This window comes from Nostoc piscinale CENA21, from assembly GCF_001298445.1.
Taxonomy (GTDB): domain Bacteria; phylum Cyanobacteriota; class Cyanobacteriia; order Cyanobacteriales; family Nostocaceae; genus Nostoc_B; species Nostoc_B piscinale_A.
Window position 1 is genome coordinate 4,260,307 of the sequence record NZ_CP012036.1, and the last position, 25,211, is coordinate 4,285,517.

22 protein-coding genes, 1 tRNA gene and 2 pseudogenes are annotated in these 25,211 nt (G+C 39.4%); 7 read left to right on the forward strand and 18 right to left on the reverse strand.

Translation table 11 applies throughout. The features are described 5' to 3' along the window. Positions 1-76: 76 nt before the first annotated feature. Genes ACX27_RS18500 through ACX27_RS18510 form a run of 3 tightly spaced genes read right to left on the reverse strand, consistent with a single transcriptional unit; the run spans position 77 to position 2,228 of the window. Complete coding sequence (locus tag ACX27_RS18500; protein ID WP_062294893.1) at positions 77-727, reverse strand: YdcF family protein; 651 nt, start codon at positions 725-727, stop codon at positions 77-79. Further along, positions 727-1,383, reverse strand: coding sequence for a DUF2301 domain-containing membrane protein (locus ACX27_RS18505; RefSeq protein ID WP_062294894.1), 657 nt, complete (start codon positions 1,381-1,383; stop codon positions 727-729). The genes ACX27_RS18500 and ACX27_RS18505 overlap by 1 nt, the downstream gene beginning before the upstream one ends. A gap of 41 nt (positions 1,384-1,424) precedes the next feature. Continuing rightward, positions 1,425-2,228 (reverse strand): SAM hydrolase/SAM-dependent halogenase family protein, encoded by an 804-nt coding sequence (locus ACX27_RS18510; protein ID WP_062294895.1) that lies wholly within the window; start codon positions 2,226-2,228, stop codon positions 1,425-1,427. A gap of 111 nt (positions 2,229-2,339) precedes the next feature. Here ACX27_RS18510 and pirA point away from each other — a divergent pair, with 111 nt between their 5' ends. Then, entirely contained in the window at positions 2,340-2,495 is a 156-nt protein-coding gene (gene pirA, locus ACX27_RS32935) for an arginine synthesis PII-interacting regulator PirA (protein WP_200929820.1), read from the forward strand. A gap of 360 nt (positions 2,496-2,855) precedes the next feature. On the opposite strand, the gene ACX27_RS18515 is transcribed toward pirA, so the two are convergent. Continuing rightward, on the reverse strand, positions 2,856-3,707 hold the full coding sequence (locus ACX27_RS18515; protein ID WP_062294896.1) for a cyanophycinase: 852 nt from the start codon (positions 3,705-3,707) through the stop codon (positions 2,856-2,858). 415 nt (positions 3,708-4,122) lie between these two features. Then, positions 4,123-4,326 carry a hypothetical protein gene (locus ACX27_RS18520; RefSeq protein WP_062294897.1) on the reverse strand — a complete coding sequence of 68 codons (204 nt, stop codon included), beginning with the start codon at positions 4,324-4,326 and terminating at the stop codon, positions 4,123-4,125. 318 nt (positions 4,327-4,644) lie between these two features. Here ACX27_RS18520 and ACX27_RS18525 point away from each other — a divergent pair. Then, positions 4,645-6,556 (forward strand): annotated as a pseudogene (locus tag ACX27_RS18525) (ATP-binding protein). 82 nt (positions 6,557-6,638) lie between these two features. Here the strand turns inward: ACX27_RS18525 and ACX27_RS18530 are convergent. The 3 genes and pseudogenes from ACX27_RS18530 to ACX27_RS18540 form a co-directional block, all read right to left on the reverse strand. Next, a complete protein-coding gene (locus ACX27_RS18530) occupies positions 6,639-7,682 on the reverse strand; it encodes a 3-deoxy-7-phosphoheptulonate synthase (protein WP_062294898.1) in 1,044 nt (347 codons plus the stop codon). Between the two features lie 258 nt (positions 7,683-7,940). Further along, a pseudogene (locus ACX27_RS18535) lies at positions 7,941-9,600 on the reverse strand (alpha-amylase family glycosyl hydrolase). Positions 9,601-10,080: 480 nt separating this feature from the next. Then, positions 10,081-10,455, reverse strand: coding sequence for a DUF1823 family protein (locus ACX27_RS18540; RefSeq protein WP_062294899.1), 375 nt, complete (start codon positions 10,453-10,455; stop codon positions 10,081-10,083). A gap of 458 nt (positions 10,456-10,913) precedes the next feature. On the opposite strand from ACX27_RS18540, the gene ACX27_RS18545 reads away from it, so the two are divergent. Continuing rightward, positions 10,914-11,207, forward strand: coding sequence for an acylphosphatase (locus tag ACX27_RS18545; protein ID WP_062294900.1), 294 nt, complete (start codon positions 10,914-10,916; stop codon positions 11,205-11,207). Positions 11,208-11,342: 135 nt separating this feature from the next. Here ACX27_RS18545 and ACX27_RS18550 read toward each other — a convergent pair whose 3' ends face one another. Both ACX27_RS18550 and ACX27_RS18555 read right to left on the reverse strand, forming a co-directional pair. Then, positions 11,343-11,576 (reverse strand): hypothetical protein, encoded by a 234-nt coding sequence (locus ACX27_RS18550; protein WP_062298422.1) that lies wholly within the window; start codon positions 11,574-11,576, stop codon positions 11,343-11,345. A 354-nt stretch (positions 11,577-11,930) separates the two neighbouring features. Then, positions 11,931-12,488, reverse strand: a complete 558-nt coding sequence (locus tag ACX27_RS18555; protein WP_062294901.1) for a Uma2 family endonuclease — start codon at positions 12,486-12,488, stop codon at positions 11,931-11,933. A 322-nt stretch (positions 12,489-12,810) separates the two neighbouring features. Between ACX27_RS18555 and ACX27_RS18560 the strand changes: the two genes are divergently transcribed. Then, positions 12,811-14,457, forward strand: a complete 1,647-nt coding sequence (locus tag ACX27_RS18560) for an iron uptake porin (RefSeq protein ID WP_062294902.1) — start codon at positions 12,811-12,813, stop codon at positions 14,455-14,457. 120 nt (positions 14,458-14,577) lie between these two features. Here the strand turns inward: ACX27_RS18560 and ACX27_RS18565 are convergent, their stop codons facing one another. The 5 genes from ACX27_RS18565 to ACX27_RS18585 form a co-directional block, all read right to left on the reverse strand. After that, positions 14,578-15,840 carry an ABC transporter ATP-binding protein gene (locus ACX27_RS18565; RefSeq protein ID WP_062294903.1) on the reverse strand — a complete coding sequence of 421 codons (1,263 nt, stop codon included), beginning with the start codon at positions 15,838-15,840 and terminating at the stop codon, positions 14,578-14,580. 580 nt (positions 15,841-16,420) lie between these two features. Beyond that, entirely contained in the window at positions 16,421-16,681 is a 261-nt protein-coding gene (locus ACX27_RS18570; protein ID WP_062294904.1) for a MoaD/ThiS family protein, read from the reverse strand. 292 nt (positions 16,682-16,973) lie between these two features. Next, complete coding sequence (locus ACX27_RS18575; protein WP_062294905.1) at positions 16,974-18,233, reverse strand: EndoU domain-containing protein; 1,260 nt, start codon at positions 18,231-18,233, stop codon at positions 16,974-16,976. A gap of 348 nt (positions 18,234-18,581) precedes the next feature. After that, the gene (locus ACX27_RS18580) at positions 18,582-18,944 is read right to left on the reverse strand and encodes a hypothetical protein (RefSeq protein WP_062294906.1); all 363 of its coding nucleotides are present in this window, start codon (positions 18,942-18,944) and stop codon (positions 18,582-18,584) included. A gap of 119 nt (positions 18,945-19,063) precedes the next feature. Then, a complete protein-coding gene (locus tag ACX27_RS18585; protein ID WP_062294907.1) occupies positions 19,064-19,360 on the reverse strand; it encodes a hypothetical protein in 297 nt (98 codons plus the stop codon). 184 nt (positions 19,361-19,544) lie between these two features. Between ACX27_RS18585 and ACX27_RS18590 the strand changes: the two genes are divergently transcribed. Next, positions 19,545-19,946, forward strand: coding sequence for an anthrone oxygenase family protein (locus ACX27_RS18590; RefSeq protein ID WP_235526257.1), 402 nt, complete (start codon positions 19,545-19,547; stop codon positions 19,944-19,946). A 13-nt stretch (positions 19,947-19,959) separates the two neighbouring features. On the opposite strand, the gene ACX27_RS18595 is transcribed toward ACX27_RS18590, so the two are convergent. Both ACX27_RS18595 and ACX27_RS18600 read right to left on the reverse strand, forming a co-directional pair. Further along, positions 19,960-20,044: transfer RNA gene (locus ACX27_RS18595), tRNA-Ser, on the reverse strand. Positions 20,045-20,153: 109 nt separating this feature from the next. Continuing rightward, on the reverse strand, positions 20,154-21,074 hold the full coding sequence (locus ACX27_RS18600) for a TIGR04168 family protein (RefSeq protein ID WP_062294908.1): 921 nt from the start codon (positions 21,072-21,074) through the stop codon (positions 20,154-20,156). A gap of 480 nt (positions 21,075-21,554) precedes the next feature. On the opposite strand from ACX27_RS18600, the gene ACX27_RS18605 reads away from it, so the two are divergent. Both ACX27_RS18605 and ACX27_RS18610 read left to right on the forward strand, forming a co-directional pair. Next, positions 21,555-22,421, forward strand: a complete 867-nt coding sequence (locus ACX27_RS18605; RefSeq protein WP_062294909.1) for a zinc metalloprotease HtpX — start codon at positions 21,555-21,557, stop codon at positions 22,419-22,421. 45 nt (positions 22,422-22,466) lie between these two features. Beyond that, positions 22,467-22,871 carry a hypothetical protein gene (locus ACX27_RS18610; RefSeq protein WP_062294910.1) on the forward strand — a complete coding sequence of 135 codons (405 nt, stop codon included), beginning with the start codon at positions 22,467-22,469 and terminating at the stop codon, positions 22,869-22,871. Between the two features lie 54 nt (positions 22,872-22,925). Here the strand turns inward: ACX27_RS18610 and ACX27_RS18615 are convergent, their stop codons facing one another. Continuing rightward, on the reverse strand, positions 22,926-25,034 hold the full coding sequence (locus tag ACX27_RS18615) for a pentapeptide repeat-containing protein (protein ID WP_062294911.1): 2,109 nt from the start codon (positions 25,032-25,034) through the stop codon (positions 22,926-22,928). Positions 25,035-25,211: the final 177 nt, after the last annotated feature.

The following is a 25,211-nucleotide window of genomic DNA, read 5'->3' on the forward strand; positions in this document are numbered from 1 at the left end:
TGGACAAGGTAGAAGTCTTGCTTCCTTGTCCCCCTTGTCTCCCTTGTCTCCCTCGTCCCTCTTCCCTCGTCCCTTCCTACAACTTCCAGCTTATCAACTTAGCATACACATAAGCGATCGCTTCACTAATAACTACCCGCACACCTTCGCTAGAACTCCACCATTTTTGCGGATCATAGTTTTTAGTTTTAGCCGAGATAATTCCGACTTGAATTTTGGGAGCAAATATATTTCTAAATATCAACCAACTTCTTCGCCCATGAGCATCAATTGTCAACAAATTAATTGACTCAATTGGTAAATTTTTTTCTGATATATATTGCAATAATGCCGCCGCAGAAGCATTAGTTCTATCTTTAGCTACACTCGGCGTAGGTACAATAATCAATTTATCTTGCGGAACACCCAATTTAGCCAATGTCAAAGCTGCAATTTCGGCAAAATTCTGATATTCCGCCAGATAAAATCCTTGTTCTACTTTTGAGCCAATAGTAATAATTTGGCGATAGGAACCAGTTTGAAATTCTCCGGCTGCTTGTTCTAAAGCATAATCACATATCCAGCCATCAATAACGAGTGTATCTGCTGATTTAATGGGGGAAGTTACAGCGAGAAATGAGTGTACATTCCGAATTACAAAGAATAAATTACTAGCCAAAATAGCCAGACATAACGCCCATCCCTGCGCCGTAAGAGTCCAAATTTCTTGACGTTTGATTAACCACATTAAACCTTAGCTGAACGTTGGGCTTTTAAATAAGCAAATACAGATTTATCACCAATATCGGCGGGAATTGCTTGTACAGTTTTTCGCAAAGCAAATACTAAAAATAAAGTTGCCCAAATTCCTAACAAAATTTGTTCTACTTGAACTGGTAAAATTCCGACTAAATGTCCTAATAAAAGCAAGGGAACTGTGAAAGTTAAAACCTTTGTTTCCAGACGATTAAAGCAAAATGCTTCTTTAAAATAAATGCCTGTTAAGGCTGCGAAAGTAAAACCTACACCTAAAATAGTGAATGGGTTCGTGTAGATAGTCAATGCAAAAGGTTGACTGTCAAAATGAGCAAAAATAAACGCAGAAATACTCCCAATTAACCAAAAAACTTGTAAAACTCGGTGCAAAGAAGCCATGTAAATATGAATAGTCAACAAACTCACACCGAGAGCTAAACTAAAGCAGGTATATAAAGGGGTAATTGCTTGGATGGTAGTGGGGTTATTGTAAAACAATGCCAAAACAGTCCCCGCAGCAAAGCTGAGTGCCGCTACCATTAACGCAGTACGATAGATAATTACACCAGTGCGATCGCTTTGATCAATGGTAAATTCACCAAACTGGCCTTGATAAACTGGTGATGGAGATACAGTTTGAGTAGTCATAGAAAAACAGTGATAAGTTAGCAGTAATCTCAGTTTCTAGTCTAATAATTAATCACCTCTAAAGTATCTTGGTAGTTAATCTGCAACTGTGAATGTGCATTTCCGCCATTGATAGCGATTTCTACCCAGCCATGACTACCAACTAAGGCGACAGCTTCCCCAACTTCGCCATTACTGTAAGTTTCACATCCTGGTATTGTCAACCCCGCAATCTCCACGTACCAAGTTTTACCTTCCACGCAACTTTGAGGAATATTGCTGATTAAATTGCCAAAATGATCTATATATTGAATATTTCCCAACACACCACGGCTAGTTGTTTGACATTTGCCCATCCCTATCTGTAACAAAGTTGTGGGATTAATTTCTTTTCCCAGATATTTCAAGGGAACACCACTAGCCAGGTTAGCTCCTACAGGTGCAAAAATATCTCTACCGTGAAAAGTGCGGCTAGGTTGGGGAGTTAACCAGTAGTCTGGGTTTGTAAGTTCCACGGCTGCCACTGCGGGAGTTTGACTGAGTACACCGCTAAATATGCCATTATCGGGGCCGACTAAAAACCCACCAGCAAATTCTACTGCGATCGCCCTCCGGTTTCCACCCACTCCCGGATCTACCACTGCTATATGTACTGTTCCATCAGGAAAGTAGGGATAAGCATTCATCAAGCAAAATCTAGCAGCAACAATATTTTGTGGCGGAATTTGGTGCGTTAAGTCTATAACCCTGATTTCTGGGTTAATTTGAGCAATTATACCTTTCATCACTCCGACATAAACATCGCGATCGCCAAAATCGCTAAGTAAAGTCAAGAGCGATCGGGTACTTATTGCTTTGTCTGCCATAAACTTACAATATTCACATATATTAAGATATTAATTTCTGTAGCAACAGCTACAAAACCTGTGCTATATTAGCAATACTAAACAGAAAAAAGCATAAAGAGGGAAATAACTATGAATCAAAATAGATTACAGGCTATGAGACAAGCTAAAGAAGTCCACAGACAAAACCTGAAAAAAAGCTTGGAACACCGCTTAGAAGTAGCCAAAGCCCAAGGTAACGAAAAGCTAATTCATCAACTAGAAGCCGAAATGAGATATATCGGCTAAGTCTGGTAAAGCAAGAGTTGACTGTTTATAGTTTTGTTGTGTGGAAACCCCCGCTTCGGCGGGTTTTTTGTTGAGTAGTGATGCTGTTGGCGAAATATTTCTTCACATTATCGACCAAGGAAGCTCGATATTAAGGGTTGAAATCAGGGTGTAGAGGTGTAATACCAATTCACAATGACGCGACGCTCGTTCCTCGCTAACGCTTCGCTATTGCAGACTCGCTACCACTTCGCTAACGCAATTAAAAAACTCAGATGTAGCCAGGATTTTAGGGTTTACATCTGTATTAGATTTTTCGTGAAATGGTGTAAGGGGTTTGAACACCTACATACATCCTCACACCCCTACACCCCTTTATCTCTATACCGCTACAGACTGATTCATCGCTTCACTAGCAACAACACCATTAGTCAGAATTGCTTGCCGCGTCTTTAAGTTAAATTTATAACCATGTGGCAAAATGTGTAGTTTCGCACCACAAATTGCTAAAGGTTCATCGCGGAGAATTTCACTTGCATTGTTATATGTAGAATCAGATTCATCCACGATGGTAACTGAACCTTCACCAATAATTTCGATTTGGTCATCAGTTACTGCGATCGCTGTATTCTCATCAATGCCAAATCCTAACACCGCAGGTTCACGGACTAAGGCTGTAATCAAACGTCCTAAACGTCCGCGTTGCAAGAAATGTTGATCAATCACCACCCCTGGGAGAAAACCAAGACCAGGCCCCATTTCCACAATTTCCATCTTTGGTGTACTTTGAGAATCACCCTCAACAATCATTTTATCGGGCATCACAGCCGCACCAGCACTAGTACCTGCGATCACTGCGCCTTCCGCGTAACGTTGGTGAATCGCGGCATCAATTTCGGTATCTTTGAGAATGCTAGTAATTCTGGCTTGGTCTCCGCCAGTAAAAAATATCCCAGTCGCCTTACTAATTGCTTCTAAAGCCGTAGAAGACCTAGCATCTTCACGAGTTTCTGTATCAATAATGCGAACGTGTTCTGCACCTAGCCGTTCAAAAACTCTAATGTAATTTTCTCCCACTTCTCTGGGTAGTTCTGTGGCGGCTGTCATAATTACAATATTGGCTTTTGTACCCCCAGCCCGACGGACAAACTCTCGCAGAATTACGCAATCTCCTTCTTTATCTTCTGCGCCGCCAATAATTACCAGCTGGCGTTTATGTGTAGCCTCTGTCATAATGCCTCCCGGATAACCGGCTTAAGAATTAATTTAATTAATTTCAATAAACCATGACAATTAATACAATCCAATCAGCCCTCTGGTAGATTAATTTTTACTAGGAGAAGCTAAAATTTATATAACTTTATGTATAGTTAAATCCAATAATTATCTTGTATAAACTTTTAGACAGAAATAATGGTTTATTTCGCGTACAGAAAGCAGTATTTTCCGGGTTCAGCCCATCATAATGACTACCGCAGCGCCAAAACGCAAAGAGATAGAAAAGCATAGGAGTAATTGGTAATTTATTTAGCAGAATTACCAATTACTAATGTATTAAAAATGTATTTATCCCTCTGATCGTACGGGCTTTTGTTATTGCCCTGACATGATAAATGTAGAGATTATGCAAAAATCTCCAGGGAAACTGCTACTGCGGACGAATTTTGTAAAGTAAGTTAACTAAAAATAGTCGTGCTTGTTCCAGAGGTAAATGTCGTGGTTTACCCTGATAAACAATTTGGAATTCTTCGACATCTGGGCCATCACCATAGCCCGAAATCAGTTTCAAGTGAAAAGCTTCCTCAGCGAGTTGTCTAACTTCATCCCTGAGAGCAGCTTTTGTGCTATTCATGTTGGCTGTCTCCTCTAACCCTATTTTTCTACTTATAATATTTTTCTGAATCAAGAATCACCCTTCAAAGGTTATATTTTTATCTTGGCCAATTGCGTGTAGAATCCTATTGATTTGAGTCACACCCACAGAAAGTTATTTATGCCCTGAGATAGTTAAAAATACCTAATAAATCGATTTAGGGTGAAATTAACAAAGTTAAGAATAAATTTACAGCTTACTCAAGCTAATTTGAATCAATTTACAATAATTGATTGAGTCTAAGCAACCACAAATTAAAGTTGAAATTTCAGGGTGTTTAGCAAAGGTTGAGAATTAATGATTCAAGAAAAAAGCACCAATGTAGTCCGTGTGAATGCCAGAAGAACAGATGTGTTTGATGTTTTCAATTTTCAGCATTATGCCGGGCCAAACCCTCATCTAGATAGAGGCGCACTAGTGTTTGATTTTGCACTGACTGGGTATAGAGAACCTTTGCCTATTGAAGACTATGTTAAAAAAATTAGCGATCGCTACCCCCTTCTAGGCAATCAAACTTATGAATCTTATGCTCATTTGTTTGCTCGCACCTCTTCCGAAGTGGGAAAGCTGGAAATGGATTTGCACCTGAGCCACTTCAACGTTAAACCAGAGGAAAAATTTACCCGCATTAGCATTCAATCACTGCATCCGCGCACAACTAGAGCCGTAATTTATTGTGTTTGGGATTGGTTTGAAGCCATCAGCCAAGACGAAGATTTTCTTTTTGACGAGCAGCTAGTAAATTTACAACGTAGATTCCGTGAGTCTGTTTATGGTGGCCCCACCGTTTACTCCTTATTACGCACCGCCGACGAAAAAGGTATTCCCGCCTTTTATCTTTGGGATGAAGGATTAATGCAATACGGCTGGGGAAAAAACCAAGTCCGGGGTGTCGCCACAACCTTTGACTGTGATAGCCATATAGATTCCGACTTCACCACCCGCAAAGACGACTGCAAAGACTTCTTAGGTAACTTAGGCTTCCCAGTTCCCCAAGGTGAAATCGTCGCTAGTGAAAAAGAAGCTTTGATAGTAGCTAGAGAAATTGGCTACCCCGTCGCCGTCAAACCTGTAGTTGGTCACAAAGGAATTGGTGTCACCGCAGCAGTACAAGACTCCTACGAGTTAGAATCAGCTTACGATCGCGCCTTCGCCGCTATTCCAGAAAATCAGCCTACACGGATAATTGTCGAGAAAAGCATTGCTGGGAAAGATTTTCGCTTGCTGTGTGTTAACGGTAAATTTGTCGCAGCCACAGAACGCCGTCCCGCATCCGTCACAGGTGATGGTTACTCCACCATTAACGAATTAATTCGTCAAGAAAATCGCAAACCAGAACGTTTAGACTCACCAACCTCAGCAATGAGCAAAATTCAAATTGATGAGGCGATGGAACTATATTTGGAAGAACAGCGTTTGTCTTTAAAAAGTGTCCTCGAAAAAGGTAGAACAGTCTATCTGCGGAAAGTAGCCAATCTTTCTGCTGGTGGTATGAGTATCAATGCTACCCAAACAATTCATGATGATAATATTATCTTGGCGCAAGATATTGCCCAACATTTCCGCTTAACTTGTCTCGGTATTGATGTCATTACCGAAGACTTAGGAGAATCTTGGAAAAAAGGTAACTTTGCCATCTTAGAAATTAATGCTGCACCCGGTATTTTGATGCACCTTAATCCAGCCGTAGGTGACAGTGTTGATGTTCCTTCTCGCATCCTCGAAACTTTTTTTTGCATCGGGAATTGATGCCAGAATTCCTACTATTACCTTGAACAAAATCTCAGTTCAAGAACTACAAACCACAATAGACCATATTTTGTCACAACATCCTGAATGGATAATAGGTGCTGTGTGCCGGGAAGCTGTTTTGATAAATCGCTCCCAAAAAGTTCTGCGTCCAGATTACAACAGCAATATCCAAAGTTTATTGCGGAATCCCAAACTTGATTTGTTAATTGCAGAATATGACTCGGAAACTTTAGGTACAGAGGGGATGTTTTATCACGGCAGCAACCTTGTGATCTTAGATAACCCCACTGAAACGGAAATGATGTTAGTACGTGATTTGGTTGATGGTTCCACAGTGGTAATTAAAAAAGGTAATAATGTTTCGATTAAACGTAAGGGATTAATTGAAGACTACACCTTAGGAGAAGATGAACCATTTACAAGAGTTTACTTGAAAGAAATTAGCACCATTTTGTAAGTTGAAACCGTCTTGAGTTTTGCATAACCAGGACGGGCAAGATGCCCACTCTGGTTGTGCAATTTAAATATATGACAGCCTACTACCTCAATCTAGTGTGTGCTGCCAAAATAATTCTTTCTGTTTCTTCCCAACCAATACATTTATCGGTGACAGAAACACCATATTTTAATTCTTCTGGTTTGCAATTTAATGGTTGATTGCCTTCATACAAATGTGATTCCAGCATCATGCCAACTATGGATGTATTACCATCGACTATTTGCTGAATCACATCTTCAAATACCTTAGACTGCAATCTGTAGTCTTTATTTGTATTGCCATGACTACAATCAATTACAATTCTCGGTGGTAAATTAGAATCTTTTAATTTTTGTTCTACTAATTTGACATTAGCAGCATCATAGTTGGGCTGATTTCCACCCCTTAAAATCACATGACCGTAAGGATTTCCCCTAGTTTGAAAAACGCTGACTTGTCCTTTGTTATTAATCCCTAAAAAGTTATGGGGACTTTTAGCTGAGTGCAGCGCATTTAAAGCAACTTGAATATTACCATCTGTGCCATTTTTAAAACCTACAGGCATAGAAAGTCCGCTAGACATTTCTCGGTGTGTTTGTGATTCTGTGGTTCTCGCACCAATGGCAGACCATGTAATTAATTCACTAATATATTGAGGAATGATTGGATCTAAGGCTTCAGTACCGGCGGGTAATTCTAGTTCCGTAATTTTTAATAGTAAACTTCTGGCTGTTAATAAACCTTTTTCTACATGAAAAGAATCATCCATATCAGGGTCATTAATCAAACCTTTCCAGCCTACTGTTGTTCGCGGCTTTTCAAAGTAAACTCTCATAATTAATAAGAGTTTATCTTTCACTTTCTCGGCTAAAACTTGCAATTTTTCAGCATACTCTATCGCTGCTTTGGTATCATGAATAGAACATGGCCCAACTACAATAAATTTTCTACTATCTTGAAAATCTAAAATATGTTCTAGTTCTTGTCTATATTTTAATACTGTATGTTCTGCGGATTTTGTAATTGGCAATCTTGTCTTAACGTCGTGAGGCGTTAACAAGATATGGGAACTTTTAATGTTAGTATTAGATAATTTGTTGTGCATGGAGCCGATCTAGAGATTTTAGTGATCTCGTTGCTGGAGTGAAAAGTAATATACACATTTTAGGTCAAAAGCACAACAATCGAATCATTGATTTTTATTTAAATAGACTTTATTCTTGAGTCTATTGATAGTTTAGCTGTAATTGGTTACTGGGAGAATTGGGGCGATCGCACATTGTCTAACCATTAATAAAAAAGGGGCAAATATCGCCCCCTTAACTTCGTTATGATATACCTAACTCAATGTCAGAGAATCTTGTTATTGCCAGACAAATACCTTTGCCTCATAAGGGCCAAGATCAGTAATAATTCCATCATCGCCAGCTTCCACATCATAATTTCCTGTCCACTCGTGCCAATTACCGCTACAAGGGAAGTTAGGAACGTGATAGCCACCTAAAAAGTTTTCGGAAAAATTTGCTACCACAACTACACGGGAACCTTCATCATTCCACCGACTATAAGCCAACACTTTAGCCTCAGCATTTTCGTGGATAAAATCAATATTTTCAGTATACAAAGCGTGGTTATTTTTGCGTAGATTAATCAAGCCTTTGTAGTAATTAAATAAACTACTATTTAAGTCATTACCTAGTAGTGTCCAGTCAATTTTCGATGATTCTTGGGTTTTAGGTTTATACTCGCCAAACTCTTGACCCATCCATACCAAAGGTACACCCACAGCCGTCATCAAAATAGCTACACCTAATTTGATGCGTCTAAAAGCTTCTTCGTCGAAAATATTCCGATTACCTAACTCCACCATGACCCGATTATGGTCATGATTGGTGAGATAATTAACCACATTAGTCGCACCCATGAAGCCTTGGCGTTTCGGATCAATCACATCTTTGAGGTTTTCTAACTCAAACCTGTCACCGCAAATATGTGCCGTCACTGTGTGCATAAAGCTATCATGCCAACAACCATCCATCGGGCCATCAACATTTGTAATACTGGTTGTTTCTGGTATGTGTTCGGCAATATTGTAAAAAGGTTTTGCACCAGCAGTTTTTTTTCGCTTCTTGAACTATCCAGTGCATGAAATCATAATTGGCTATTTGTCTAGCCGCATCGTAGCGAATGCCATCTATATGATATTCTTCAATCCAAAAACGAACTGTATCGCCAATAAATTTACGGGCGGGATAAGTCTCTAAATTTTCATCATAAAGTTCATAATTAAATTCTGGCCCCCAGCTATTATCAGGGTCACGTGGCGCATGATGATACCAATAATCATGGTCTATTTGTGTTAAAGGGCTAGAAGATTCTGAGTGATTATAAATCCCATCCATAATCACCCGAATACCCCGACTATGGCATTCATCAATTAGTTGCTTTAATTCATCTGTAGAACCATAACTAGATTCTGTTGCAAAAAAATATCTTGGGTTATAACCCCAACTATAATCACCGGGATATTCTTTCACTGGTAGTAGTTCAATAGCGTTAATGCCTAAATCACACAAATAATCTAACTTTTCAATAACGTGTTTGTATTTTCCTCTTGCATAAGGGTCATCTTCACCACCAGAAAAATCACCAACGTGTAATTCATAAATCACTAATTCATGGTCTGATGGTAAAGATTTATCATCATGATGCCAGACATAAGTATCAACAATTCTTTGTCCATCTTTAATGCGAACTACACCATTATCTTGACCACCAATTTCATCAATATCGGTTGCATAAGGGTCTGTAACATCTACCCACTGATCTGCTTCAAAAAACCACGATTTTGACTGAACACGGAATTTATATTTATAAACACCATCTTCTAATTTTACCGTTGTACGAAAATAACCATCTTCACTTTTTTCCATTGGAATTTCTTGCCAATCAGAAAAAGAACCTATTAATGCCGCGCCTTCGTTATATGGGGCAAATAAACTAAATTCAATGGGATTAGCCATAAAAATTTTTCAAGTATATAAAGCGAATATCAGTATTTTCGTGATAATTAATCAATTTGCAAATCGGTCTACGGAAATAATTAAATAATCACTTCCTCTATCCCTAGAGAGACTAGTTAATATCTAAATGGGTGTTTTTTAGAGTTTAATTCCAATTAATGCTGAATATTCGGAAATTATCAGTTATCTACCATCACTCATTCGATAGATTTTATTAAATATGTAAAATTAGTTCTGTATATATGATATTTAGACTTGATTTGTTAAATACACTTAAGATGTGTTAACGCGATTCATAACAAATCTGCTCCAAAGCTTTTGTTGGGTTACGTCTTATGCTTAACACACCCTACAAATACTGAGATTTTTCATATATTAATTGCAAAAATTGAGTAAATTAGATACCCAACTTCTTAAAGAATTCGGGTATCTTGTAATTCATAAATAATTGAGAATTGGTATATAAAAATTTCTGAATAACTATAATTCAGGATTTTGTTGTCGCCAATAACTTAATAACCAATTGGCGGCTGTAGCTCTGCGTGTTTCTCTGGGTGTAAATTCCCCAATTTTGTAGCCTTTAAAACCCAGCTTTTCTTTAAGGCTTTGCTTATATTCTGTGGGGATAGAGCGTGTTAATTTCATAGTTGCGGGACGACTTGCAAGAAAGTTTGGTGGTTCTGGGTATTCATCTCGCCATTCTGGTAAAACTTCGTTGTTTTCCCATTTATCAGTTGTGGAATTATAGCGATATCCCAAGTAGTACCAAACTAATTGATTGACTGTTGTATCATCAATTTGATCCTTGAGGATTCCCCAAATTGTATCAGGATTCAAAGGTGGTAAATTAGACATAAGCAAAGCAGAATTCAAATTTTAAAATTAACAAATTGATAGATGGTAGTTTGTAATTAGGGATGCAGCAGTCTATGGATTATGGCAAGGTAAGCTATTTATCACCTAATTTGTAGTGTAGACCGCAGGGGGGCAGAGGAGAGAAATTGATGTTTTTCTCTCAATTAATAATGTGCAAGTTAAATGCGTCATAGCTTACAAACAATAATTTATCATTATTTTTACTTATTCTTAAAGCGGTTATAGCTATTCCTACGCTGGTAAAGGAGCTAGATAAATTTAATCGCCATTGCAGAAAATGAACGCAGATGAACGTAGATAAATTTGTCCTCTGGTAGAATAGTAAATGATATTTTTTTAATAAAACAGTTATCGGCAAAAACTTGAGTGTGTAATTAAAATTTTGTTCTGTATTCACATAACAGGTAGACTGGAAAGCGTAAAGAATTGACCAGTTTATGCAAGATTCCACACAAGTACCAAAAATCATTCGCGCCCATGTCTTAATTTCTGGCCGAGTTCAAGGAGTGGGCTATCGTTATGCAACAGTTGATACCGCCAGTCAGTTGGGTTTAACTGGTTGGGTACGAAATCTTCCTGATAGTAGGGTAGAAGCGGTATTTGAAGGGACGCGGGAGGTTGTTGAGGAAATGATTCGCTGGTGTTATTCTGGGCCACCTGCGGCTGTGGTGCAAGGGGTGGTAACTGAGTATGAACAACCAGAAGGCTTGCGGGGGTTTGAGGTTAAGTAGTTTGGGAAGGTGGGAATATATGCACATATCTTGCACCTAGCCCCTAGGAACCGCCCAAAATATGGTAAGTTTTGGGCGACGAAGTCAAATAAAAGTTACATAAAATGAACTGAAGAATCCTTATTTACTACATATTTATGAATTTGATGGTGATTTTTCTTTTTCTGGTTTGGATTTTTTGACTATTTCTATATAGATATTAATTTCACTAACTTCTACATCATGTTCAATTCTCATTACCTTCCAATTTTCCCTGTTAATGTAAATTTCCTCTCCAATTCGGGGAATGAATTGTAAATCATACAACTTTTTAAGATAATCTTTTTGCCTTTCTTCCCATAAGATGACTTTGACTACATCTCTACTCATATTTAGCTTATCCTGTTTTGTAAAGTTATGAAAGTCAGTATTTAATGACATTCACTTTGAAAGTTTATCTGATCTATCCCATCGCAGAGCGTAGTTAAAACCACATTATTCATAATATTGAAGTTAAATTAGGAATAATTTTTTAGTATGTGTAGTAACGCACCAAAAGCTTTACTATTTTAGATATTAACAAAAGAGACAAGGGAACAAGGTAAACACAGGAGACAAGGTAGAGATATGTTAATAAATCATTTAGAATTACTATACAAAAGCAAAATGCGATCGCCTAAAGTTGATCGCTCAATTATGGAATTAGTATTTTACACTACATTCTTAAAATTGGATGCAAGCTATTTATGGTATTCCTGCTTGGTGAAAAATTTGTGCGGGTGTAATTTGCAGTCCTTCTAATAAAGAATCTTCTATACTATCTTCACCAGTTTTTGTTTGTGGGTGTGCATCAGGATAAAACACAGTAATTGTTTTAGCTTTGGCATCCACAACCCAAACTCTCAAAACACCTGCTTCTAGATAGTCGGTCGCTTTAGCACTCATTTCACCAAAAGTTTGATCAGGCGAGATAATTTCAATTGCTAAATCTGGGGGAATGGGACAGGGTTCATCTTCAACAAAATCAGTATCTAGACGAGAGTAAGAAACATAAAGTAAATCTGGTACAGGAACCCAGTCTCGACCTTTGCGTTTTAGCGTCACTGCCCATTCAATACCAACTTCACCATGATTTTTTGCCCACGGCGTTAAAAGTTGAATTAAAGCTGAAGTTAAACGTGAGTGAAATCTTTTTGGTACTAATTTAGGTTTTGCCTCTCCATTCACTAATTCGTAGGTAATATCGCCTTCTGGTAGGGCGAAAAATTCTTGCAGTGTCAGTTGAGATTTGATTTGAGTCATAAATATCGCATCTCCTCGGCGGTTAAGTTTATTATGTCTTCTCTGGTCTATCTGCGATCGCCTAACGGTAGACCTTGCCTCAATACACAATGTATAAAAATTAACAATTTAATTTTTACTGAAAAAATCAAGATACTTTTGATGCCGAGATAATTGAGATAAAACAGCTAAATCAAGAGTTTACACTGAGAAATATAAAAAAATAGAGAAGTTTTGGCACAATAGCGGCTAAATCAGCAAAAGAGAAAATAAAGTATTATGGAATACATTTAGAAGACCGCGATCGCGTCATTCTAACAAAACAGTGTGAGGAAAAACGAACATGTCTCATTTATTGTGGAAAACACTGGTGTTATCTCCAGTCTGTTTAGGTGTAGCTATTGTATGTTCATCCAAAGTAGTAGCGGCTGAAATTGAAACCAACTCGCCCACACCTCAACAGCAGTTGATTTCTCAAGCCACAACTGAAGCCAGTCCAGTTTTAGAACAAGTCAACCAATACAGCCAAGAAGGTAAAAACCAAACTTCCTTATCTCAAGTCACATCTGTTTCGCAATTTTCCGATGTACAGCCCACAGATTGGGCATTCCAAGCATTGCAATCTTTAGTTGAACGCTACGGATGTATTGCAGGTTATCCTAACGGTACTTATCGCGGTAATCGTGCTTTGACACGTTATGAATTTGCCGCAGGTTTAAACGCTTGTTTAGACAGAGTTAATGAACTAATTGCTACAGCAACCGCCGACTTAGTAACCAAAGAAGACTTAGCCACACTCCAGCGTTTGCAAGAAGAATTTTCCGCAGAACTGGCAACCTTACGCGGTAGAGTAGACGCACTAGAAGCACGCACCGCAGAGTTAGAAGCCAATCAATTTTCCACTACTACAAAACTCGTTGGTGAAGCTGTTTTTGCTGTCACTGATAGCTTTGGCGACAACGACAACAACAACACTGTTTTTCAAGACAGGGTGCGTCTTGACTTCCAAACCAGTTTCACAGGTAAAGATATCCTGCATACTCGGATTGCAACTGGTAACGCCAGTGTTTTACCTTTAGCAAACGACACTTTTGAGGGAACGCAAACATTTAACATTTTCCTTGGTAGTGGCAATAGTGCGTTTATCGATTGGTTAGCATATTACTTCCCTGTCGGTAACTCGCAAGTTTATGTTGCAGCTACTGGCGGTATTCATAGCGATTATGTTCCTACCGTCAACCCCTACTTTGAAGATTTTGACGGTGGTAATGGTGCGTTATCTACCTTTGCTGGCGAAAGTCCAATTTATCGTATCGGCGGCGGTGCTGGTGCGGCGCTAAACTTAGCCTTTGGTGGCGGCGGTACTTTTAAACCTTCATTAACTTTAGGTTACTTGGCTTCTGAAGGAAATAACCCCAATTCTGGTTCCGGTTTATTTGCTGGGAACTATGCAGCCTTAGCCCAATTAAACTTGAATGTTGGCGATCGCCTCACCTTAGCTGCCACCTACGTTAACGGCTATCATGGTGCAGGTAGCGCCTTATTCGATTTTGGCTCAGTAACCACTGGTGTTGTTGGTACTCGACAAGCTAACTTTGTCGATAGTGGTAATGCCTACGTCAGTAACTCCTATGGTTTTGAAGCAGCTTTCAAACCCAGTGATAAACTATCCATTAGTGGTTTTGCCCTCTATAGCCAAGTTAGAGGCTTTGGCGCTAATGATGATGATGAAGTTTGGAGTTATGGACTAGGTGTAGCTTTGCCTGATTTCGGTAAAAAAGGCAACGTTTTAGGTATTTTTGGCGGCGCTCAACCCTATCTTGGTAGTAACACTAACAGCAATCCTTTCCACATCGAAGGCTTTTATAAATACCGCGTCAGCGACAACATTTCTATTACCCCTGGTGTAATTTGGTTAACCAATCCTGGTCAAACTGCTAATGCTGATGATGCAATCATCGGTACTTTGAGAACCACCTTTACTTTCTAGAAAGTTTCATCAGTTAAAGGTGTCTCTTGTTTCGAGTTTAATATCCCCGACTTCTTGAAGAAGTCGGGGATCTAAGCAAACGCGATTTTCACAGATTAATATATAACGGCTGAATTATCGTTAAAAATCATTTGTAGGGAATATGGCTAATTCTGTTTCTGGGTCGAAAAAGTGAATTTTTTCGGGATTTATTGATAACCATAATTGTTCGCCAACTTTTAGCTGTCGGTCTGTAGGAACTCGGACTTGTAAGTAAGGCGCATTAGCGTTTATTGGAGATTCTGGTTCGGTTAGTCTGACACTCAAAAAAGCATCATTGCCCAAGTTTTCTACCAAGTCTACTTTGACTGGTAGATTTTTAGTAGCAGGTAAACTCAAGCTTAAGTGTTCGGGACGAATGCCTAAAATTAATGTTTGTTTGTCATATTTTTGCAGGGCTGATCCCCAACTTTCGGGAAGTGTAAGCCGAAATAGCGGATGGGTAATTAATAATGGTGCAGAAAATTCTACAGGGATGAAATTCATTGGTGGTGAACCAATAAATTCGGCGACAAAACGGTTAGCAGGACGATTATATAGTTCTAATGGGGAAGCCAGTTGTTGAATTTGACCTTGATTCATGATGGCGATGCGATCGCCCATTGTCATTGCTTCTGTTTGGTCGTGGGTAACGTAAATTGTGGTTGTGCCTAATTGTCGCTGCAATTTCACAATTTGAGCGCGAGTTTCTGCCCTTAATTTGGCATCTAAATTAGATAATGGTTCATCCATTAAAAATACTTGGGGATTACGCGCGATCGCTCTTCCTAATGCTACCCGTTGTCTTTGTCCCCCTGACAGTTGTTTGGGTAAGCGATTCAGCAGCATTTCAATTTGTAATAATTGCGCCACAGACCGCACCTGCGTCTCAATTAATCTTTCTTTTGCGGAGACATAACGCAATCCTTTCGGTAATTTCCTTGTTCCTCCAAACAAAAGATTTTCCGCCCAGTTAGGAAGTTGGGAGCGTTCATTTACCCCACTCCCCAATTCTCTGCGGCGTAACCCAAAAGCAATGTTGTCATACACCGTCATGTGGGGATAGAGAGCATAATTTTGAAACACCATTGCAATGTCTCGTTCTTTGGGTGGTAAATCATTCACCAAGCGATCGCCTACTAAAATATTGCCACCAGTCAGAGTTTCTAAGCCAGCAATTAACCGCAGCAGAGTGCTTTTACCACAGCCAGAAGGCCCCACCAGCACCATAAATTCACCATCGGCTATTGTCAGGTTAATTCGCCGCAAAACATTAATATTCTCCGCACGTTCTGGGGTTGCACTGCTTTCGCCCTTACGCGGAGGGAAACTTTTATAAACGTTTTCTAAAATTACTTGCGCCACGGTTATTAGTTATTGTCATTGGTCATTATTTATCTATGAAGGCAGAAGTTAGGGGGCAGGAGGCAGGAGGAAGACTGATTTCTAACTCCTGCTGTCACCGGATGTTCAAGGGTTTAAGACCCACACTGAGCTTGCGTGAGAGTGGCAATTGTTCAGGAAGGGAATCCGCTTCTAAAAAAAACCTTCTGCCTCCTGCCTTCTGCCTCTTGCCTTCTTCAAGAGTCATTGGTCATTAACTGAAAACAAATGACGAATGACAAAGGACATTTTAACGCCCATCAGCGATTAAGTACCCAAATTCTCAATTCAGAATGACATCTGTTTTAAGCTATAGCGGTTCTTACTTGCTTGTAATACAGTCGGAACCCCACCCCGCATTTGCTAACGCAAAAGCTCCCCTCCCCGCAAGCGGGGAGGGGTTGGGGGTGGGGTTGAAATGTACCTCATCCAACCGAGAACCGCTATAATCGTCATTTAAATTGCACCATGTTCATGGTACTGAAAGCTGCAAACCCTCTCCCTTACTCCCTGCTCCCTGCTCCTCTGCGGCCTCAATGTGCTTTCTGATATGCTTAACAGCTTACCCGCCACTCACAGGCGGAATTAGTACCACTTCATCCCCATTTTGGAGTAATGTCTCTGGTTCAACAAAAATCAAATTGATACCAAAGCGGGTGATATCCCGCCATTTAGCGAGTTCTGGACGTTCTGCAATCAGGCGATCGCACACGGCTTTCACTGGTGTACCTTCAGGAAATTCCAACACCAATTCTGACAGATCAAAGGCTTCTTGATAAGCAGCAAATAATTTTACCGTGACAGTGATTGCAGATGTAGACATACAAAAGTTTGGTATTCTAGAACCTTGCTCAATCTAGAGTTTCCCAGACCGAAACATGACATAGCCTCTTGAGCAACTGTCATTTGTAACCACTAATACAACTTGGATATTGTTGATGTGGTTAGCAAAAATACTATCATCCATTTGTCCAGAAAAAATGATGAGAAAAGTAAATAGCACAGATACAAAAAGTTATGTTTTGAGAAGAGGTGAATAGTAGTAAAAGTGTCAGGGCTTTTCCCACTTACACCTCTAAACTGTAGATTTTTGTTTAAATTGGTCAGTTTAATTACTAAATACAGTTAGCGCCGCTAGGAGTAGCATCAGGATAAAAAGTCCGAATACCACCTGATCTTCTGACAAAGACAGCTTTAAAGGTTATACCTTCATCAGTAACACTGAGAAGACAGGTTTGGTTAGTGCTGGTAGTGTTGGGGTTGTTTTTGTAACCTAAAGATGCTTTAGACAAAATTTCCTCGGCATTCAAAGTATAAGGATAACCTTTGATGGTGGATTGAGAAGTCCCACTACCTACTCTCACGATCGCACCTATAGTGTAGATTGTGTTGGGAACTACTTCTTCGTTAGATGTATTATTGTTTAGTCGTCCAGCTAAACCTTGATTTTGCAACTGTACATAACGACCAACAAAATGCAATCCACCAATAGCACCGCCTTGTACTGGTTCACCGCAGAATACATGGTCAAAACCTGCGACACTAAACCACAAATCGGTTAAATCGTTCAAGAAATCAACAGTTGAAGTCCGACCTGGTTTGAGGTATCCTCCCACATAATTCTGAATATTTGCCAATACAGTGGGGTTATTATTCATTAATGTTTGGAAACCAGTGCGACTTACAACTGTACCTGGAGCGCCACAAAGATTCACTACTGCTGTGTCAAAGCTATTAAGAGAGGGAGCGGGAGGGGTGACATCAGCTGGACTACCATAAGCCAACCCAGACACAAGGTTGTTGGTGTTATCAAAGAAAGGTACAGAACCTGGGGGTAAAGAAGAAGTAGTACCGTAATCAGTAATTACGATGTCATCAATATTGGTTCTGTTTGCAGTTCCATCAGTTTTGCGAATGTCACAGCGAACTGTACCAGAAATGTTGGCGGTAATAGTCGCTGTTTGCAAGGTTGTAGAAGTGGTATTAACAATTGCACCCACTGGTGAGTATGATGCGCCACTGTTAGTTGAACACCAAACGCCCCAGCTAGAATTACCATCATTACCAAATTTAGCGTGTTTGACAGTGATCGTACCTGCACCTGTAGTCCAGTCAAATCTCATGGAGATAATACCACTATTGCGGATACGGGCAGATTGAGTACCATTTTTGACATCAGTGCTAAGATTCCCCAGTAAAGCATCATTAAAATTCCATGTACCTGTTCTCAGCACAACATTTGCTGCTGCATAACTGCCTTTTGTACCAATTTCAAAATCTTCCGTAATTGTGGCACTCTTGGCACTACTTACACAAAGGGTCAACAGGATAAATGTTCCGGCTGATATCTGTAAGGGAAAAGCTAACTTAGACATACTTAATTGATTTAATTAGTGGGTGATAGCGAACCAGAAAAGACGATAATTTTAGTTACTTTCCAGATAACAAAATCATCATGTAAAATACACGCTATAAACTTTCAAAAACACATTACAATTAGTAACGCGGCTATCAATTATCATGGTTGTTTATTAAATGTTGATTAAACTTAAGTTAAAGTTTAAGTTAGCAACTTATTCTCTAATTTCAGTAATCAATCATCATCTTTTACCCAGAGTATTCCAATCTGTGTTTCAGTTAAAAATATTACTCCTGTGTCAAAGGTTGCTGGTGTCAGAGAATTCCAAGCACTCATAGCAGAATAGTTATTAACAAATTCTGCATTAGTAAAAAAAATTACAGGTATGTTGAAATAAATCAAATATTTGATGAGAGATTTTTTCTGCCTCTTCTACCTGCATAATTTTTGAGGAATAGGCTAAATCTTTAGTCAGGACAAATACTATAATTTTGTTGGCTGCTGTTTGCGTGATTTTTTGCCAGCGATCGCCAATACCAACATAGCCTATTTGTCTAACAAATAAATCAAGAATTCCTGTTAAATTTTCAGCCTCGTCAAGCAAAACATTAGAAGTTATTTGTTTAATTTCAAACAAAACATTTCCTCGATTACGCTTTGACAGTATTTCTGCTCTCAAGTCTCTAACTACTGAAGAATCTACACTTTCTAATATTTTGAGACTCATTTGATTTAAATCAAGAAAATCGGAATGATATTTGAATCTACATTAATGGCTCAAACGCTTTCTCCCCCTGTTCCCTGCCCCCTGTCTTATTCCAACAATAATTATTTACACCGACCTACTTACTCCCAAGTGGAAACATCACGCAACACATCTGGGATTTCTCCCATCTCTAGGGGAAATTCCAGCAAAGTTTCTCTGTAACCTAAATACCCAGACTCCGCAAACGATAACAACATTCGTCTTAGGGCGAACCAAACTTCTGATTCATATTCCCAGTCACTATAACGTGAAGCCCGACCGGCAATTGAACGTAAAGCCCAAAAATAAGAATTTCTCACCACCGAACCGCCTTTTTTAAACTCTGGCAAATCTGGGTGGTGGAGAAATAATACTTGATTTTCAATTCTGGCTTTCACTTTAAATAGTTAAATAGAACAAGGTAGTAATAGTACATTTATAGTACTGCTTTCTGGAATATCAATTCAAATGTAGGAGGATTGATGATCAGTTTTGACCACTTGCCTTTTGCACTCAAACTTGGCGCTACCTTGGGCTGTGGGTTAGTGGCGGGAGTCTTTTTTTGCTTTTTCGACTTTTGTGATGAATGCACTGGCTCGACTCCAACCAAAAGTAGGTATTGTCGCTATGCAGTCAATTAATATCACAGCAATCAATCCGTTGTTTATGGTGGCACTTTTCGGCACAGCTTTGGCTTGTTTGGTTTTAGCGATCGCTTCATTTTCCAAGTTACATCAACCCGGTGCAGCCTACTTGCTGTTTGGCAGCCTACTTTACCTCATTGGCATTGTTGGGGTAACGATCGCCTTTAATGTACCTCTCAATGATGCCTTGGCGATCGTTAATCCAGATAGCACCGAGGGCGCAAATTTATGGACTAAATATCTGAGCGACTGGACGTTCTGGAATCACATCCGCACAATAGCAGCATTTGGGGCTACTACATTGCTGACTCTTGCCCTTTGTCAACCAACAGGGCGATGAGTACTTCAAACAACGGAGAGGGGGAGATTCGAACTCCCGGAACCTTTCGGTTCATCCGATTTCAAGTCGGACGCAATCGACCACTCTGCCACCTCTCCAGTAAAACTGTCTAGCTACTGCTTACCTGATGGTCTTTGGTGAGCAACAAAGCTGACAGATAATACTATATCTTACATCTACGCAGGTTGCACTAATCCAAGCGAATGTCTACGATTCACTGGGTGAAGCAGCATATAAAATTTCCTCTGAGATTACCTGAAAATCTTTGCCTACCCAAACTAAAGCCGCTTTTGTGACTACTCCTGCTTCTAAGTGGATAATTGAGAAATTACGCTGCTTGTGTCCTTCATTTTCGATAATTCTGGGGACGCTGGCGGCATTTAAGTAAATTGTGCCTTCTGGACTTTTAAACACTGATTTACGTAATTCTTTTTTGGTATGGCGCAGATTGTGGTGCATGTGTCCAAAGGTGACGAGGGGAATGGTTTTACCAATGGTGAGAGTTTGAGAAATAGCGGCGGCAAAGTCGGGATCGCCAAAGTCGCCGCCGATGGGATGCCAATCTTTACCACAAGGGTCTTCGGGGCGATCGCCTAATCCACTCGGCCCGTTGTGACCGAGAAAAATAATTGCGTCACTAGCCGCACTTTTGACCGCAGCCAGAATTTTAGCTGCTGATTCTTCGAGATTTGTCACACCGTAACGTTCTTTGCAGATATCAGCAAATCTCCATTCTGGGCCACCCCAAGTAAAAGGACGACCGCCAACAACCGTTAAATTCCATTGGGGAAAATCTAATTGGCTGTAACCGACATGGGCTGTACCCAGTAAATCAAGTTGTTCTTGCACCCAGTCTTCTTTCGTGCGATCGTAGGGACATTTTTTCCGTCCCCATTCTGTAGCTGTGTACCAAGCATCGTGGTTGCCCATAACTGCTGCTTTGGGGATATCAATAGAAGCGATCGCCCTCACCACTTCCACTGATTCATTGCCAAAATCTCCCACAAATAGCACCAAATCCACACCCAAATGCTTGAGTGCAATGGCATCATCCACTTCCCATTGGTCGTGAATATCTCCAACTACAGCAATTTTGAGAGTTTGTGATGGTTTTTTCTGACTGGTCATGCCGCTTTCCTTGCTGTCTATCTCCAGGATAGGAAACTCAGGGAAATTTTGACACCATCTTCGCTACAGTGTCGAGAAGAACAATTATTGAAGAAGAAGTCAGGAGTCAGTAGTCATAATTCAGGAATCAGAATGCAATCAGTGGGAAAAAATATCCGCCAATCGAATAGAATTCCCAAGCTGAATTCTGGCTCCTCACGTCTGAATTCTTCTGTAACTATATTGAGCATTAATTACTATTTTTTATTTAATTAAGAGGTTAATTTAAACTTCTAGCTTGATTAACTAAACCCTAAATTTCCTTCCTTTTAAATAAGTCATTATTCGGTGATTTGAGTGGGATAACCGTACAGAATGGGGGCGCAATCTCTACCTGATAAATACCTGTTTAGATGGATACAATCTATGTGTGGCTTAAGTAATGCTGTTATTGAGAAATCTAAAAAAAAATTCATACAGCATTAATAGGAGAGCATAAATATGGGAAATCAAATTAAAACAGTTGCTTTGTTAGGTGCGCTCAGTGGCTTATTAATTGCTATATGTTACTGGGTAATTGGTGGCACTAGCGGCTTAATTATAGGTATTGGTTTAGCAGCAGTAACTAATTTAATTTCTTGGTATCAATCAGATAAGATTGCATTAGCAGCATATCGCGCCCAGCCAGTAAGTGCAGCAGAAGCACCAGGACTATATCGGATGGTGGAGAAATTAGCCGCACGCGCTAATATCCCGATGCCTGGAGTTTACATCGTTCCCAGTCAAACTGCTAACGCCTTTGCCACAGGACGCGATCCCGAACATGCGGCTGTGGCTGTGACTGAAGGTATTTTAAATATCCTGCCAGAAGACGAATTAGAAGGTGTGATTGCCCACGAACTAACGCATATTATCAATCGTGACACTTTAACCCAAGCAGTAGCCGCAACGATCGCCGGGGCTATTTCTTTCCTCGCACAAATGGTAAGTTACAGTTTGTGGTTTAGCGGTGGTTCCCGCGATGACGATAGAGGCGGTAATCCTTTAGGAATATTGTTAACTGTATTGTTAGCACCCATAGCCGCAACAGTAATTCAACTGGGAATTTCCCGCACAAGAGAATTTTCTGCTGATGCTGGTTCTGCCAAATTAACAGGTAATCCCCGTGCATTAGCCCGCGCCTTACAAAGATTAGAAGCAACAGCACGACAATTACCTTTAGATGCTAATCCAGCTTTTGAACCGTTATTAATTATCAATCCTATCTCTGGCAAGTTTTTGGGTAACTTGTTCTCTAGTCACCCTGACACAGAATCACGAGTTGAACAATTGCTGAAATTAGAACAACAACTATCTACAAAATATTAGTCATTCGTCCCTTTTTGAAAACTTAATTAAGAGGAGATTGTCACTATGACTGGTAATAATTTTGAATCAATTGAATCTACTGTAGTTGTAGAAATCAGTTCTCAAACTAACGAAATGGTAGAAGCTGAAATGGCTGGAGAGACTGATGAAGTGAAGAACGAAACCAAAGCTTTAATTGAAGCACTCAAAAGACGCGCCCAAGCTGAAGCTGAATCAGCCGGAACTCTTACCCGCGAAACTTATTTAAATGCTGTGCGCCAAGCCCGCCAAGCCATTGAAGGTGAAAAACTCATTGAACGCGATCGCCTGGAAAATGCTTGGGCTGTGATCCAAGAAGAAGCTGAGAAAAATTGGCACTTACTTTGGAAAGAATTTGCTGATTTTGGCGATCGTCTCCAAAGTGCAGCCAAAGCCGCCTGGGAAGCCTTTAACGCCCCTCGTAATCATTAATTTAGTTAATTGATAAATTTCTTATAGGGTAGGCCGGAATGCCTGCCCCTTTTTTTAACCCAAACCCAAAAATTTAGAAATCAACGGCAACAATTTACTACCTGCCTCAACCAGTGTGGCTGTAGTGGGTAAACTAGCGATCGTTCCTTTTAAAATTTTTACCGCCGTTTTCGCTGCCTTTTGCATTGCCCCCTCTTGAGGATTTTTACCTGCTTCAGCTAAAGCTTGTACCTGTTCTAAAGCTTCCGCCTTATCTTCTTCCGATAAATCTTTTTCCGCCTCAATTGCTGCTTTCAATTCTTCTAATAGCTCTCTAATTCCGGGTTTATCTGATTCTGATGAAGGTGGCAGCTGATTAATAGTATTTGTCACCGTACCACTAATTTCACCTAAATTCAATGCTTGCCCACTAGCATGAAAATCTCCGCCGATACTGCCAATTTCAACTTTGCGGCTCGAATCATTGCTATTAGCCATATTTTTATTCTCTACTTTATTATCAACTTGAACATTAATTGGCTTATTTGCTAACAAGCCAATTATTTCCTTCATATCTGCACTTTGTTGGCGATAAATGACTATTTGTTCATCTTTAGCTTGTAATTGAGCTTTATATTTTTCCTCAACAGCTTGCAGCGCCAATTGATAATTTTGGGTAAAATCATTATGAATCTTCTCCTTATCAGCATCAACCGATGCTGCAACCTTAACGACAACTACCCCATCACCTTTGTTTTCAATGCTCTGAATTGCTAATTCTGTATTTTCATTTTGTACCTGCACTTTTTTGAAGGCAGCAACAAAAGCTTTCCAGTCTATGCCGTTACGAAAAATTAAATCAACAGTATTTACCACTTCTTTAAATAGTTTAGTAAATTCTCCTGGTTGAAATTCGCCACTACTAGGACGACGTTCTCTATCATCAGTTCCAGGCTTAGGATTTTCTAGAAGATAAATAAAGCGACAATCAACATTATCTAATTTGGTTGTACTTTCAATATTCCAAGCTTCCACACAAGCGCCAGTCATTTGAGCTTGAGTGAAATCAGTACCTACAGCTTGAGTTAAAGTTAAATTTGCCCACTCTAAACAAGCTCCTTTAAATGTTGCTTCACTAATATCAGCATCTTTTAAATCTGCTTCTTTTAAATCTGCACATATCAGGTTTGCACCTTTAAGATTAGTACCAGTATAAGATTTTCTTCTACCGTTACCAGTCACGAGTAAATTAAGAATAACTGGGTTGAATAATATTGAATCACCTACTCTAGCAAAGTCCAGGTTTTTCACTTCATAAAAACAGGTATGTGTTAGATTCGCTTTTCTAAAATCTGTAGTTTTAAGGGTCGCACCAGTAAAATCAGCATTAGTCAAATCAGCATTATAAAAGCTAGTTCCACCTATAGTAGCAAAGTTAATTGCTATTGGATAAATCAAAGAATATTTGGGAGAAAATGCTAGAACTTGCCAACCCATATAAACACCTTGAATAGCACCAATTAATACCATAATTGCAACTGCTAAGTCGGCGGCTAATTCTATTTTTGCTACTACTCCGGCTGTTTTCAAAACAACACTAATTCCACATATAGTCCCTGCTAAAGATGCAATTAAACTGGCAATACTAACAATTGTAGCAATTATAGTTCCAGCTACTGTACTTACACCAGCTATAGTAGCTGCTACAGTGGTAGCTCCTGTTAATGTTCCTATTGCTGTGAAAATAACAGATAGTGCTGTATATACATGACCAGACACAGCTAAAAATATTACTAATAATGTAGAAGTTGCTAATGAAAAAGCTATCGATATTAAAGATAGTGGAAATCCTTTTGTAGTTGTGACTATAAATGGAACTATCAAAACTACAACAGAAGTAATAATATGAACTATAGGATCAGGATTCAGTAAGCTTTGATTAAATACAGTAGTTAACCCAGCCGTAAATGCTGAGAGTATAGCTAGAAATGATGAAAATATTGCTAGAAGTAATACCCAGTATACTGGTTGTCCAGCTTTTGCACCTTTAAAATTAGCCCCTTTGAGAATAGTCTTGCTAAAATTAGCTCCTCTAATATCTGCACCGCTAAAATTAGCTCCAGTCAAATCTTGACCTTTAAATGAACGACCTCGCAAATTTTGACCGGAGTAGTCTGGCGGCATAATTGCGTTACTATGCGTTATCACTGAGATTATATACAAATTTACAGCGTAATATTCCGAATTTTCTCAATATTTGGTTAAATTTATTTGTAATCACCGTCTGATAATGGTGTGTTATGGCTAATTTTATTATCTCTAACGCTCAAGTCTTGCCATTACCTTAAAATACCTGACTAC

Coding starts and splice junctions, on each gene's coding strand:
- ACX27_RS18590 (WP_235526257.1), top strand. CDS start 19,545: ATGAATGCACTGGCTCGACTCCAACCAAAAGTAGGTATTGTCGCTATG.
- ACX27_RS18575 (WP_062294905.1), bottom strand. CDS start 18,233: ATGTCTAAGTTAGCTTTTCCCTTACAGATATCAGCCGGAACATTTATC.
- ACX27_RS18570 (WP_062294904.1), bottom strand. CDS start 16,681: ATGTCTACATCTGCAATCACTGTCACGGTAAAATTATTTGCTGCTTAT.
- ACX27_RS18505 (WP_062294894.1), bottom strand. CDS start 1,383: ATGACTACTCAAACTGTATCTCCATCACCAGTTTATCAAGGCCAGTTT.
- ACX27_RS18600 (WP_062294908.1), bottom strand. CDS start 21,074: ATGACCAGTCAGAAAAAACCATCACAAACTCTCAAAATTGCTGTAGTT.
- ACX27_RS18615 (WP_062294911.1), bottom strand. CDS start 25,034: ATGCCGCCAGACTACTCCGGTCAAAATTTGCGAGGTCGTTCATTTAAA.
- ACX27_RS18560 (WP_062294902.1), top strand. CDS start 12,811: ATGTCTCATTTATTGTGGAAAACACTGGTGTTATCTCCAGTCTGTTTA.
- ACX27_RS18530 (WP_062294898.1), bottom strand. CDS start 7,682: ATGCACAACAAATTATCTAATACTAACATTAAAAGTTCCCATATCTTG.
- ACX27_RS18520 (WP_062294897.1), bottom strand. CDS start 4,326: ATGAATAGCACAAAAGCTGCTCTCAGGGATGAAGTTAGACAACTCGCT.
- ACX27_RS18580 (WP_062294906.1), bottom strand. CDS start 18,944: ATGAGTCTCAAAATATTAGAAAGTGTAGATTCTTCAGTAGTTAGAGAC.
- ACX27_RS18550 (WP_062298422.1), bottom strand. CDS start 11,576: ATGAGTAGAGATGTAGTCAAAGTCATCTTATGGGAAGAAAGGCAAAAA.
- ACX27_RS18540 (WP_062294899.1), bottom strand. CDS start 10,455: ATGTCTAATTTACCACCTTTGAATCCTGATACAATTTGGGGAATCCTC.
- ACX27_RS18510 (WP_062294895.1), bottom strand. CDS start 2,228: ATGGCAGACAAAGCAATAAGTACCCGATCGCTCTTGACTTTACTTAGC.
- ACX27_RS18605 (WP_062294909.1), top strand. CDS start 21,555: ATGGGAAATCAAATTAAAACAGTTGCTTTGTTAGGTGCGCTCAGTGGC.
- pirA (WP_200929820.1), top strand. CDS start 2,340: ATGAATCAAAATAGATTACAGGCTATGAGACAAGCTAAAGAAGTCCAC.
- ACX27_RS18545 (WP_062294900.1), top strand. CDS start 10,914: ATGCAAGATTCCACACAAGTACCAAAAATCATTCGCGCCCATGTCTTA.
- ACX27_RS18515 (WP_062294896.1), bottom strand. CDS start 3,707: ATGACAGAGGCTACACATAAACGCCAGCTGGTAATTATTGGCGGCGCA.
- ACX27_RS18500 (WP_062294893.1), bottom strand. CDS start 727: ATGTGGTTAATCAAACGTCAAGAAATTTGGACTCTTACGGCGCAGGGA.
- ACX27_RS18610 (WP_062294910.1), top strand. CDS start 22,467: ATGACTGGTAATAATTTTGAATCAATTGAATCTACTGTAGTTGTAGAA.
- ACX27_RS18555 (WP_062294901.1), bottom strand. CDS start 12,488: ATGACTCAAATCAAATCTCAACTGACACTGCAAGAATTTTTCGCCCTA.